The sequence below is a fragment of the Nocardiopsis sp. iso_186 genome, from assembly GCF_056173365.1.
The window spans coordinates 5,107,529-5,120,045 of sequence record NZ_CM149670.1; the positions used below are offsets into that span (position 1 = coordinate 5,107,529).

At 69.6% G+C, this 12,517-nt stretch carries 12 protein-coding genes; 6 read left to right on the forward strand and 6 right to left on the reverse strand.

All coding sequences use genetic code 11. The features are described 5' to 3' along the window. Window positions 1–86 precede the first annotated feature (86 nt). The gene (locus tag AC0VYP_RS22165) at window positions 87–1,043 is read right to left on the reverse strand and encodes a neutral zinc metallopeptidase (protein WP_285758467.1); all 957 of its coding nucleotides are present in this window, start codon (window positions 1,041–1,043) and stop codon (window positions 87–89) included. A gap of 40 nt (window positions 1,044–1,083) precedes the next feature. After that, window positions 1,084–2,046, reverse strand: a complete 963-nt coding sequence (locus AC0VYP_RS22170; protein ID WP_475471646.1) for a neutral zinc metallopeptidase — start codon at window positions 2,044–2,046, stop codon at window positions 1,084–1,086. A 144-nt stretch (window positions 2,047–2,190) separates the two neighbouring features. Here AC0VYP_RS22170 and AC0VYP_RS22175 point away from each other — a divergent pair, with 144 nt between their 5' ends. The 3 genes from AC0VYP_RS22175 (at window position 2,191) to AC0VYP_RS22185 (ending at window position 6,014) form a co-directional block, all read left to right on the forward strand. Further along, window positions 2,191–3,969, forward strand: a complete 1,779-nt coding sequence (locus tag AC0VYP_RS22175; protein WP_475471648.1) for a DUF2207 domain-containing protein — start codon at window positions 2,191–2,193, stop codon at window positions 3,967–3,969. A gap of 24 nt (window positions 3,970–3,993) precedes the next feature. After that, window positions 3,994–4,419, forward strand: a complete 426-nt coding sequence (gene dtd, locus AC0VYP_RS22180; protein WP_475471650.1) for a D-aminoacyl-tRNA deacylase — start codon at window positions 3,994–3,996, stop codon at window positions 4,417–4,419. Window positions 4,420–4,607: 188 nt separating this feature from the next. After that, window positions 4,608–6,014, forward strand: coding sequence for an endo-1,4-beta-xylanase (locus AC0VYP_RS22185; protein WP_475471652.1), 1,407 nt, complete (start codon window positions 4,608–4,610; stop codon window positions 6,012–6,014). A 69-nt stretch (window positions 6,015–6,083) separates the two neighbouring features. Here AC0VYP_RS22185 and AC0VYP_RS22190 read toward each other — a convergent pair whose 3' ends face one another. Both AC0VYP_RS22190 and AC0VYP_RS22195 read right to left on the reverse strand, forming a co-directional pair. Further along, entirely contained in the window at window positions 6,084–6,446 is a 363-nt protein-coding gene (locus AC0VYP_RS22190) for a DsrE family protein (protein ID WP_285758462.1), read from the reverse strand. 30 nt (window positions 6,447–6,476) lie between these two features. Continuing rightward, window positions 6,477–7,253 (reverse strand): hypothetical protein, encoded by a 777-nt coding sequence (locus AC0VYP_RS22195; protein ID WP_475471654.1) that lies wholly within the window; start codon window positions 7,251–7,253, stop codon window positions 6,477–6,479. Window positions 7,254–7,532: 279 nt separating this feature from the next. On the opposite strand from AC0VYP_RS22195, the gene AC0VYP_RS22200 reads away from it, so the two are divergent. Beyond that, window positions 7,533–8,066 carry a nitrobindin family protein gene (locus tag AC0VYP_RS22200; protein WP_285758460.1) on the forward strand — a complete coding sequence of 178 codons (534 nt, stop codon included), beginning with the start codon at window positions 7,533–7,535 and terminating at the stop codon, window positions 8,064–8,066. 493 nt (window positions 8,067–8,559) lie between these two features. Beyond that, window positions 8,560–9,597: a CAF17-like 4Fe-4S cluster assembly/insertion protein YgfZ gene (gene ygfZ, locus AC0VYP_RS22205; protein ID WP_475471656.1), complete on the forward strand. Its 1,038-nt coding sequence runs from the start codon at window positions 8,560–8,562 to the stop codon at window positions 9,595–9,597. Window positions 9,598–9,704: 107 nt separating this feature from the next. Here the strand turns inward: ygfZ and AC0VYP_RS22210 are convergent, their stop codons facing one another. After that, window positions 9,705–10,502, reverse strand: coding sequence for an ICP22 family protein (locus AC0VYP_RS22210; protein ID WP_285758456.1), 798 nt, complete (start codon window positions 10,500–10,502; stop codon window positions 9,705–9,707). Window positions 10,503–10,567: 65 nt separating this feature from the next. Between AC0VYP_RS22210 and AC0VYP_RS22215 the strand changes: the two genes are divergently transcribed. Then, entirely contained in the window at window positions 10,568–11,443 is an 876-nt protein-coding gene (locus tag AC0VYP_RS22215; RefSeq protein ID WP_475471658.1) for an HhH-GPD family protein, read from the forward strand. Window positions 11,444–11,490: 47 nt separating this feature from the next. On the opposite strand, the gene AC0VYP_RS22220 is transcribed toward AC0VYP_RS22215, so the two are convergent. Continuing rightward, the gene (locus AC0VYP_RS22220; protein WP_475471659.1) at window positions 11,491–12,438 is read right to left on the reverse strand and encodes a DUF3105 domain-containing protein; all 948 of its coding nucleotides are present in this window, start codon (window positions 12,436–12,438) and stop codon (window positions 11,491–11,493) included. Window positions 12,439–12,517: the final 79 nt, after the last annotated feature.

Genomic DNA, 12,517 nt, shown 5'->3' on the forward strand with positions numbered 1-12,517 from the left:
CACATGTGACCCTGAGAAACCAATTGGTAACTAGATGCGCTTCTCGTTCCTGCCGGCCCTCGTTGTCCGATCCCCGCGCCGAGGAACTACTGGAGGACCTCGTCATCGGCCACCCAGGTGTTGCACGCCCCGGGGTCCTGATGCTCCATGCCGTGCTCCATCCAGAGCACGCTGTTGGCCGGGGAGCCGTGCGTACGCTCCTCGTCGGTGCTTCCCTCCCGGTCGGCGGTGGCAGCCGCATCGGCCAGTAGAAGGTCACGGTCGCCGCCGGTGAGGGGGTAGGTGACCTGGATCGCGCCCAGGAACGCACCGGCCAGGCAGTTGGCCTGAAGCTCCCCCTTCCGGGTCCACCCGCTCTGCTCCGCCGGATCGGGTTCCAGGCCGCGGCGCTCGTGGTAGTACTCCAGCAGCCCCGATTCGCCCTGCACGTGGTGGCCGTACTCGTGGGCGAGCAGCGAGGCGTAGACGACGCTGTCGGTCGTACCGTTCCACTTCTCGACGATGTCGGCGGTACCGATGTACACGCTCTTGCTGGCACGACAGTAGAAGGCCCCCGCGCTGGAGGGGTACTCGCGGCAGGGACTCGTCCCCGGTTCGTCCCAGAAGACGCGGCTCGGCGGATCGAAATGGATGCCGGCCTTGGCGAACTGGGCGGCCCACGCCTGGTCCAGACAGTCGCTGACCGTGTGCAGGAACTCCCCCATCGACACCTGGTCGGTGACGTCGAGTTCGGGGGCGGGACAGGGCAACGGGGCCAACCGGCCGGTGGTGTAGAGGGGATTGTCCAGCAGGGCGGTCTCTCCGGTGGGACGTCCCTGGTAGAGCCCGCTACGGGAATCGGCCTCGGCGCTCGTCTCGACGCCGGGCACCGCGTGGCGGTCGCCCTGGGCGGTCGGCGCGGGCTCCTCGACGGCCGGGGTGGCCGCGTTCCACACCAGGATTCCCAGCGCCAGTGCCACCGCCCCCAGTGCGAAGCAGAGCGCGGCCCACCGGGCCGGAGGCAACGAGGCGTCCGCCCCCGGTTCCCGCCCGTCTCCGTTCACGTCCCGCCCCCACGCTCACGCGCCCGTGGCGCTGCCCTTTTCAGTTGACCAGTTCCGTTCTGGCGTCCCAGGTGTTGCAGGCCGCCGGGTCCTGGCGGTCCATACCGTGGTCCGTCCACATCTGCCCGTTCTGCGGGGTCCCGTGCGTACGGTCGTCACCACGGTCCGAGCGCAGCCCGACGTCCTTGAGAATATTCGCCCGCCCTTCGCCACCGATCGGAAAACTGTCGGCCACCGATCCCAGGAAGACGCCCCCGAGGCAGTTGGCCTGGAGTTCGCCTCTCCGGGTCCACAGGTCACGGTCGGCAGAGGTCCCCTGGCCGCTGCGCTCGTCCTGGTAGCGGTCGAGGATGCCGGCTTCGCCCTGCACGTGGTGACCGTACTCGTGACTGAGCAGGAAGCCGTACGCCTCGGCGTCGCCAGTACCCGCAGACGTCTCGACTATGTCTGCGACCCCGAGATAAAGCCCCTGGTTGGCCTGGCAGTAGAACGCGGAGGTTCCTTCGACGGGATAGTTGCCGCACGGGCTCTGCCCGGAGGCGTACCAGTAGACCCGGTTGGGTGGTTCGAACGGCATCGCCGAGTCCGCGAAGTGCTCGCCCCACGACTCGTCGAGGCAGTCGGTGACGGTGTGCAGGAAGACTTCCATGGAGGTCGCGTCCCTGGGGTGCAGCCGGGGTGCCTCGCAGGCGACCTCGGCGAGGCGCCCACTGCTGTAGAGCCGGTTGGCGTCGAGCCCGTCGTCGTGGTTGCTGACGGCCATGGTGTCGTCCTGCCGGACGGCGGGCCCGTGGGCAGGGGCTGCCGTGGAGGGCGCGGGCCGGTTGCCGCCGTCGAAGAACGCCGCGACGGTGACGAATCCGGCGAGCGCGACGGCTCCCAGGCCGGTGATCAGGACCACCATGACGCCGATACCCAGGTGGGGACGAGGCTTGGCAGCGTGTACGGGCAGCGCGTACTCGGCCCCTGCGTCGGTGGCGCTGCGGCGGCTCGGCTTGCCCATGTTCTGCGTCCCTTCCGGCGGGCCCGGCTCGTGGCGACGGTCTACCGCACAACTCGCCTTCACGATTATGACGGGTCAAATGGGGCAGCTCCTGCCTGACCTGGCTCGGGCGGCGGCCGACACCGGCCGATAGGCTGATCCGCCATGTGGTGGTGTCAGCCCGAACCGGTGTCGGGCTCCGTGTGCACTGTTGCCCGTGCGATGGCCGGGGCGGCGGCTCTCGCGTTGCTCGCTCTGCCCTTTACCGCCCATGCCTCCCATGCCTCGGAGAGCGAGCCCCCCACACACTCGACACTTCCGGGTGCGGTCGTCAATGGCCAAATCGTGAACGAGATCTCACTGGTACTCGACCGCGAGGGCGTTCTGCACGCCGAGGAACGCATCGCCTTCGGCGGCGGAGGACCCGAGGAGTTCACCCGGGACTTCGTGATCCGCGAGCCCTACGACACCGATCATGACCGCCTGTACCGGTTGAGCGGCCTGAAGGCCGTCAACGGCGAGGGTGCGCCGGTCGAGGTCGCCACCTCCGAGAACGGCACCGTGTTGACGGCCGACATCGCCGTGGCCGGGGCCTCCGAGGTCGTACTGGACTACACCGTCGAGGGCACCGCCGGACAACTGGGCGACCGGCTGGAACTGGAGTGGACGGCCGTGGGCGGCTACAGCCTGCCCGTTGACGAGACGAAGGTGACGGTGGACGCCGAGCGGCCACCGCTGGCGCTGTCGTGCGCCGCCGGAGATCCGCGCAGTTCGATCTACTGCACCTCCTCCGACATGGGCGGCCACCAGGCGCTCATCGCTCGGTTCCTCCAGGCCGACCTGGGCGCGGGCCAGACGCTGAGCATCGTGGTGAGCTATCCGGGGAGCGCTGCCCGGAGCGCGCACATCCTGAGCAAGAACTGGTCGCTCACCTCGGCGTTCGCGATCACTCCGGCGACCGGGAGCGTATTCGGGCTGCTGTTGGTGGTGCTGGTGGGCGGCCTGGTCGTACTGATCCGGGTGCGCGGCCGCGACGAGCGGGCGCTGCGCGCCGAAGCCAGGCTGGGCGACCACGCTCCGGTGGAGGAGGGCGGCGGGACGCTGCGCTTCCATCCGCCCGACGACGTGCACCCCGGGCAGATCGGCACGCTCATCGACGAACAGGCCGACGTCGTGGACATCACCGCGACCGTGCTGGACCTTGCGGTGCGCGGCTACCTGACGATCGAAGAACTACCGCACGAGCACTTCGCATCGGTTGACTGGCTGCTGGAACGTGCCGGTCGGCGTGGCGAGCAGGCCCTGCTCCCCTACGAACAGCTCCTGTTGGACGCCCTCTTTTACGACCGGGACTCGATCCGACTGTCGGAGCTGGGCGAGGGGTTCGCCCAGCGCCTGGCCGGAGTACGCAACGAGTTGTACCGGGACATGGTCCGACTGCGCTGGTTCGCGCGCAAGCCCAACCTGGAGCGCAACCAGTGGACGACGACCGGCATCGGGCTGACGGTGTTCGGAGTGGTGACAACCATCGTCCTGGCGACCTACACGAGCGCCGCGTTCACCGGGCTGGCCATTGTCATCGCCGGCGCGGCGGTCACCGTCGGCGCGCAGTACATGCCGGCCAAGACCCGACTGGGAAGCGCGGTGTTCGCCCACACACTGGGCTTTCGCGCGTACCTGCACCGTGCGGGGGTGGAGGACATCCCTCCGGGGCGCCGGGTGCAGTTGTTCTCCCGCTACCTTCCCTACGCGATCATCTTCGACAACGTGGAGCGGTGGGCGCGCATCCTGGCGGCGGCGGGTTCGGAGGAGGAGGCCGAGCTGCCCTGGTACCACGGTCCGGAGAACTGGGGTCTGGACGATTTCGCCGACTCCATCAAGACCTTCACCCTGACGCTGTCCGGCGTCATCTCCAACACGCGGCAGTTCCGCGCGCTGGGCTGAACCCATCCACCCCGAGGAACGGACATGAGAGCGGTAGTACAGCGGGTCAGCCACGCCTCGGTGACCGTGGGCGGGCGCACCGTCGGGTCGATCACCGAGCCGGGACTGATGGCGCTCGTGGGCGTGACCCACACCGACGGCACCGCCGAGGCCGCGAAGTTGGCCCGCAAGCTGTGGACGGTGCGGCTGCTGGCGGAGGAGAAGTCGTGCTCGGACGTCAACGCCCCCCTGCTGGTGGTCAGCCAGTTCACCCTGTACGGCGACGCGCGCAAGGGGCGCCGGCCCACCTGGCAGGCCGCGGCTCCGGGGCCGGTGGCCGAACCTCTGGTGGATCGGGTGGTCGAGGAGTTGCGCGCGCTGGGGGCCCGGGTCGAGACCGGTGAGTTCGGCGCGGACATGTCGGTCTCGCTGACCAACGAGGGCCCGTTCACGGTCGTCCTGGACGTGTGAGGCCCGGCGCGTCTGCGGGCGGTCGGGGCGGATTCGTTCTTTTCTCCCGAACCGGACGGTGTTAGATTCGTCACTGTCCGCATAATTTGGGAGCGCTCCCAAATTATGCGGCACCCTGGACCGGCACCTGAGGGGGCACGCCGGCCGCGCAGAAGCAGTGATGCGTCCTCACACGAAAGGAAACGACCATGACGGACAACCGTCACCGTCGCGCGACCCGACTACTCGGCCTCCTCGCCACCGGGCTGTGCGCAGCAGGACTGCTCACCGCCCCGACCGCCCAGGCCGCCGACCCCACCCCCTTGCGGGAGCTTGCCGCGGCCGCCGGGATCCATGTCGGCAACGGCATCGAAGCCGCGCCGCTGGCCTCCATCCCCGCTTACGAGGCGATCGTGGGTCGCGAGTACGAAGCGGTCACCCCCGGAAACGAGATGAAATGGGGGTCGGTCGAACCCACCCGCGGCCAGTACAACTGGGGCCCCGCCGACCAGATCGTCGCCTACGCAGAGGCCAACGACCAGATCGTGCGCGGGCACACCCTCGTCTGGCACAGCCAACAGCCCAATTGGCTGACATCGGGCAACTTCACCCCGGCCCAGCTCCGCACGATCCTGAGCGAGCACATCGCGGTCCAGGCCGGACGCTACGAGGGCCGGGTATACGCCTGGGACGTGGTGAACGAACCCTTCAACGAGAACGGCAGCTACCGCGGGACGATCTGGTACGACAACCTCGGCGTCAACTACATCGCGGACTCGCTGCGCTGGGCGCGCGCGGCCGACCCCGGCGCCAAGCTCTACATCAACGACTACAACATCGAGGGAATCAACGCCAAGAGCAACGCCCTCTACAACCTGGCCGTGGAACTGCTGGCGGCGGGCGTCCCGTTGGACGGGATCGGCATCCAGGGCCACATCATCATCGGCCAGGTGCCTTCGACGTTCGCGGCCAACATGCAGCGCTTCGCCGACCTCGGGCTCGACGTGGCCATCACCGAGCTGGACATCCGTATGCAGCTTCCCGTGACCGACGCCAAACTCCAGACCCAGGCCGCCGACTACCGCTCGGTGTTCCAGAGCTGCATCGCGGTGGACGGCTGCATCGGCGTCACGGTCTGGGGGGTCACCGACGGCCTCTCCTGGATCCCCGACACCTTCCCCGGTGAAGGGGCGGCGCTGATGCACGATGCGCAGTACCGGCCCAAGCCCGCGTGGAACTCGGTGTACCAATTGCTGGGCGGCACTCCCCCCGAGGAACCGGGGGAACCCGGAAACGGGACGTGCGCGGTGCGGTACTCGGTGGCCGACCAGTGGAACAACGGTTTCACCGGGGCGATCACCGTCGCCAACCCGGGTACGACGGCCATTGACGGCTGGGAACTGTCGTGGACCTTCTCCAGCGGTCAGTCCGTCACCAACGGGTGGAACGGGACCTGGTCGCAGAGCGGCTCCACCGTGCGGGTGACCAATGCGGCGTGGAACAGGGCGATCGCCCCCGGCGGCAATGTCACGCTGGGCTTCAACGCCTCCCACAGCGGCACCAACCCCGCACCCGGCACGTTCACCCTCAACGGCACGGCGTGCACGTCCCAGTAGTCCGCCAGGTCCGCCGGCCCGGCCGCCGCTCCGTTGTCGCAACGGGCGGCCGGGCCGGGCGGCTGCCCGTCAGTAGACGAGCGCCTGCACGCCCTCTTCGGTGATCTCCTCGACGAAGCTGGGCGCGCCCGCGATACGCACGCCGTCAACGAGGTCGTCAACGGTCAGCTCGCGCCGGGCCGCGCACTGCGTGCACACGGTCACCGTGCCCTGGGCCAGCACGAGGTCCAGAAGATCGTTCAGCGGCGCGGCATGGGGGAGGGTGAACTTCGCGGCCCTGCCGGGAACCGCCAGCCAGCTGGCCTCCCCGGTGAGCCACAGGGACACCCGCACCCCACTGGCCACGGCCGCGGCCGCAACAGTGAACGCCTGATTGCAGCGTTCGGGGGCGTCCTCACCGGCTGTCGCCTTGATAACCAACGCGCGATTCATGGCCAAAGCGTAGTGCTCCCGACGCACGCTTCACAAAGAAGCCACGAGCACCAGGGCCAGCCCCGCAACGCCTGCCGCAGCGGCCCCCGCGCCCAGCAGCACTCCCCCGGCGGCACCTGCCGGGGGCGCCTCCTCCTCGGTCCCGCCGAGCGCGATCCCGAGCCGGCCGTCCCGGGGAGCCACCAGGACCGGGTGCCCCTCGCGCAGTTCGACCCGGCCGCGCACGGTGACCCGATCACCGGGACGGATCACCCACTCGCGGTACTCGAACTCGATGGTCTCCCCCCGGAAGATCCCGGAAATACGCCCTTTGACCCGGCCGAGCAGGTCGTCGGCCGGGGCGGGGACACCCCTCTGCGGCCGGCCGATCACGCGTTGCAGGCACATGTGCACGCCCTCGACGTGGGCGTCCTCGGGGTCCACCAGCAGGGGAAGCGGTCGGGAGGGCCGGGCCCCCTCCGACACGACGACACCGAAGAGCTCGGGCGAGGTGTGATCGGCGATGGAGTCGTTGCCCGTCACCCGCTCACGCTCAGCGCCCTGCCGCTCCTCCCAGGTCGCGAAATGGCGCAGCACCTCGTGCCCGTGCCAGACGCAGACGGCCCCGGCCAGCCGCGATTCCAGCACTCCGTTGGGGCCGGCTACCGCGACACCGGAAAGGGTGACGTCGTCGCCGGCCATACCGACCAGGGCGGAGGGCCGCAGTTCGGCGAGAGCGCGCCGGGCGTTCGCCCTCCGAATCGCAAGGTAGGCGAGTGGTACCAGGATCGCCGCGCCGAGGAGGAGGGCCGTCCCGATTACCAGCATTAAAGCCGCCTCTTTCCAATCGTCGAACGCCGCAGAATATCTATGATCCTGCGTCCTGGGACCCGTTGCTTCCTCTTTACCAGGATTGGCCGGGATATCCGGCACTCAGGAGTCCCGCCGACAGCGCCGATCACAGTGGTACCGAGCCGGGTGGGCCCCGGTGCGAATGGCGGGTGGACACCCGCGAAGAGAGAGACGAATGCCCGGTCGCGATGATCGCCGCCAACCGACCGGGGTGTAGGGGTACGGGAAGTCCCCGGCGCCGATAACCTTGGGGATATGCAGCCTGACCTTCACCCCGACCTCGCGAAACTGTCCTTCCTCGTCGGCCGCTGGGAAGGCGTCGGCGTCGCAGGTTACGAGGGCGCCGAGGAATTCCAGTTCGGCCAGGAGGTCGAATTCACCCACCAGGGACACCCCTACCTGAGCTACAGCAGCCAGGTGTGGCGCCTGGACGCGGACGGCAAACTGGGCGAGCCGGTGACGTCGGAGTCCGGCTACTGGCGGGTCCGACTGGGCGACGACAGCGAGAAGACCGACGACGACAAGCCCGGCGTGCACCTGGAGGTGCTGCTGTCGCATCCGGAGGGGTTCAACGAGGTCTACCTCGGAACCATCTTCGCCAGCCGGGTGGAGCTTTACACCGACGTCGTGATGCGCACCGAGACCGGACTGGGTGTCACCGGCAGCCACCGCCTCTACGGCCTTTTCGGCGACGACCGCGAGACGCTGGGCTACGCCTGGGACCTCGCCGCGGACGGCCACGAGCTCCAGTCGTACATGTCCGCGCAACTGAAGCGGATCGACAAGTAGGACCGCCGTACGTCCTGCCGGGGGCTGCCTCCCCCGGCCCCGTACCGGTGGGGGGAGGCAGGGAGGCGGTCGTCGTGCACCGTGGGGATCGACGGCCCACCGGTGCGGCGGCCGCGCATGCGGGCATGGACAGACCCCCGGGCGTCTTATCCGGTCGGGGTGACCAGGGCCGGTTGGACAAAGCCGGCCGCCCGAGGGTCTGGGTGTCCATCGCGGATTCGCCGGAGCGATCCGAAAAGCGGCTCGCCCTAGCGGACGAACACCTCGCGAGTCCTAAAAGAATGCACTTTCGGACCACCTCCTCTCTTGCGTGCCTCCGACGGTACGTCGCGTCCCGGCGCAGGGGCAAATGTTTTTCCGCGACCGCCGCACACGGCCCCTCCGGGCTTGGCGGACGCCACCGGAGCCGGCCTTTCTCCCCCGTTCATTCCCGGTGACCGGCCCCGGGGTGGACGCCGACGGTGCGCCCCGAACGGGACATAGGCTTTGGTCCATGACTTCGCCGCTGCTCAATCGCCCGGGCGCCGTGGCCGCCGAGGCTCCCGACTCCGCCGTCGCCGCCCATTACGGAGAGCCCGCCCAGGAACAACGCGCACTGGAGCGTGCGACGGGGTGGGTCAACCGCAGCAACCGGGGCGTGGTGCGGGTGACCGGTGCCGACCGGCTCGGATGGCTGCACAGCATGACCAGCCAGGCTCTGGAATCCATCACCCCGGGCACGGCGACCGAGACCCTGCGGATGGACGCCAAGGGGCACATCCACGACCACCTGTTCGTCGTGGACGACGGCTCGGCGTTGTGGGCGCACGTGGAGCCCGGTACCGCTGCGGAGCTCACCCGGTTCCTGGACTCGATGCGATTCATGATGCGCGTGGAGGTGACGGACCTCAGCGAGGAGTACGCCGTACTGACCCTCCTCGGCCCGGGACGCGGCGACGCGGTGGCCGCCCTGGCCTCGGCCCTGCCCTCGGCGGTCGAGGCTCCCGTGCGCACCACCGAGCACGAGACCGACCTCTTCGTGCCGCGGGAGGCGTTGGAGTCCGCAGCCGACGCGCTGACCGCCGCGGGTGCGCGCCCTGCCGGCCTGTGGGCCTACGAGGCGCTGCGGATCGCCGCGCACTCCCCGAGGCTGTTCCTGGACACCGACCACCGCACCATCGCCCACGAGACCGGGTGGATCGGCGCGGCCGTGCATCTGGAGAAAGGCTGCTACCCGGGCCAGGAGACGGTCGCGCGCGTGCACAACCTCGGACGTCCGCCGCGCCGTCTGGTCATGCTGCACCTGGACGGAACGGCCGAGCGGCTTCCAGCACGGGGCAGCGCGATCGAACTCGACGGACGCGCGGTGGGCTTCGTGGGCAGTTCCGCGCGCCACCACGAACTCGGTCCGATCGCGTTGGGTCTGGTCAAGCGCAACGTCCCGGTGGACGCCGAGTTCACCGTGGAGGGCATTGCCGCCGGGCAGGAGGTCGTGGTCAGTCCGGATACCGGGGCCAACGCCAACATCACGCTGCGTCGCCGTCCCGCCTGACGTCCCGCCGAGGGGCGGGCGCGGCCTGTCCCCGTACCTGCCCTCGGCACGCGGGTGGGCCGCGACCCGCAGTGCGGATCGCGGCCCACCCGCCGAAACGGCGCGGACTAGTTGAGCCGGAAGACCTGTGCCTCGGCACCCGCGTCGTAGTCGCTGTCGAGGGTGACCACGTACGTCCCGGGGCGCGCGTCAACATCGGAGCCGCGGCAGTCGGTCCAGGACCGCTTGCGGTCCCAGTTGACGTCGCTGATGTGCGGGATGCCGCGGCGCAGCTGCTGCTTGTCGGTGGCGGCCGTCCCTTCGACGCAGTCCGCGGTGGAGAAGATGCGGTCCTCGCCCGAGGTGACACGCAGCTGCATCGCCTTGTCTCCGACGTCCACCGTGCAGGTCTGGTCGCCGGTGTTGACCGCGGTGAGCCGGAACCGGGGCTTGACGCCCGACCCGTAGTCGGTCTTGTCGGTGCTCAGCGTCACCACGACGTCCTCGACGCGGCAGGGGTCCTCGGCACGCTTGGGTCCGGCGTCACCGCCGGAGGAGCCGCCGCCGTTCTTCGCCTCGGACTTCTCGTCGCCCTCGTCCTTGGAGTCGTCCTTTGCGCCGGCCCCACCCCCGCTCTCGCCGTCCTTGTCAGCGTCACCGCTGGGCGATGCGCTGGGTTCTGCGCTGGCCGAGGGGTCCGCGGAGGGCGAAGCTGGGATACTGGGCGGCAGGGACGCCCCCGGGGCGGGACCCTCCGACGCAGAATCCTCGACGTTGGCCGCCCGTTCGGCGTTTTCGGAATCCGAGCCCGAACAGGCATAGGCGAACAGGGTCAGTACCACGAGCAGCCCGATCAGCAGGAAGACACGCCGTTTCCAGTACGTTCCCCTGCTCACCGGTCCGGGGTGTCCAGCAGTCGAAGCCATGGGCGTAGTATCCCGGCTTTCATTATTTGCACCTACCCGACCCGCCGTTGAAATTCGGATTGCGCATGAACGAAAACCCTTACCGCACAACGGTTCTCGCCTGGTACGAGCGCAACGCGCGCGATCTTCCCTGGCGGACCGAGTCAGCCACTCCCTGGAGCATCCTGGTGAGTGAGATCATGCTCCAGCAGACCCCGGTGGCCCGGGTACTGCCTGCTTGGGAGGCATGGATGCGGCGCTGGCCCACCGCCGCCGACCTCGCCGCCGAGCCTTCCGGCGAGGCGGTGCGGATGTGGAACCGCCTGGGGTATCCGCGACGCGCGCTGAATCTGCACGCGTGTGCCACCGCCATCGTCGAGCGGCACGGCGGGAACGTCCCCGAGACGCACGCCGAGTTGCTGGCATTGCCCGGGGTCGGCGTGTATACGTCGGCGGCGGTGGCCAGTTTCGCCTTCGGCCAGCGCCACGCGATCCTGGACACGAACGTGCGCCGGGTCCTGGCCCGCCTGGAGACGGGAATCGAGTATCCGCCCAAGGCCCCGGCCAAGGCCGAATTCGCGCTGGCGGAGTCTCTGTTGCCCGAGGAGCCGGCCGTGGCGGCGCGCTGGGGGGTGGCGGTCATGGAACTGGGCGCCCTGGTGTGCACCGCCCGGTCTCCCGCGTGCGGGAGCTGCCCGGTCATCGCGGACTGTGCGTGGGTGTTGGCCGGAAAGCCGCCGCACGACGGTCCGCCGCGTCGCGGGCAGACCTACGCGGGCACCGATCGGCAGGTGCGCGGCAAACTACTGGCCGTGCTGCGCGAGGCCCCGGGGCCGGTCAACAAGTCGGCATTGGATGTGGTCTGGGAGGATTCGGTGCAGCGTGAGCGCGCCTTGGACGCGTTGATCTCCGACGGACTCGTGGACCCGCTGGACAGCGGGGAGTACGCGCTTCCCGGCTGAGCCGGCCCGCACCGGATGGGGTGCGGACCGGCCCGGCCGGGGCGGGCTCAGCGAACGGGGTTGCCGACCATTCCCGAGCACGGGGCATCCGGCTCGGGTGCGTTCATGCTCATCTCGTAGGCGTTGATGAACGCGTCCAGCCGGGGGTCGGTGGCGTCGTCCAGTCCGAGCTGCTTGCCCCACGCCGAGGCGACGACCGGGGCGGGCAGTCCCTCGACCGGGCTGATGATGAGGTAGGAGCCGGGGTAGTACCGGCTGTGCAGCGCCTGCACCTGGTCGTGGTCGAGTGCGGCGTCGTAGGTGATCCAGACCGCGGCGTGCTCCAGGGAGTGCACCGCGTTCTCCGCCGGAACGGGGGCGTCGTAGATGCCGCAGTTCAGCCACTTCTCGTTGTGCGGACCACCGGCCGGCGGGTTCTGCGGATAGTCAACGGTGCCGCTCACATGGTCCAACGACAGGTCGTCGAAGGTCTGTACGCCCTCGACGTCGCCCGGCTCCACGCGGCCCGCGGCCAGCCCCGGGTGGGGCCCCGTCTCCTTGCCGAGCACGAGGACCAGGACGAGCGCGCTGATCAGGACGAGGACGACCGCTCCTACACCGCCCAGGATCCAGGGCAGCTTCGACGAGCGCCGTGGAGACCGGTCGCCCGGTCCGGGCGGAAAGCCTCCCGGTGCGAACGGGGAGGCTCCGGACTGCGGACCGTAGTAGGGCTGCTGGGGGTGTCCATAAGGGACCTGCCCGTAGGGGGGCTGCGGAGGATACCCGGGCGGCGGCCCCTGCTGCGGCCACTGGCCGGGGGGCGCCCCCTGCCCGGGAGGCGGTTGGCCGGACGGCTGTTCGTGGCCGTGGGGCGGCCACTGTCCGGACGGCTGCTGGTCGGGCCGCTGCTGCTGCCAGCCCGGTGGACCGGGCGGCCCCGACTGCGGGGGCGGGCCGGCACCCCGCTGAGGCTGATGGGGTCCACTGCCATGGGGCTGCTCCGGCGGTTGCGACACGGTCAGGACCCTACCCGAAGCATGCCCGCGCAGGCGGGACAAAACGGCTTGTGGCAACGATCAAGGGGGACGCCCCTGT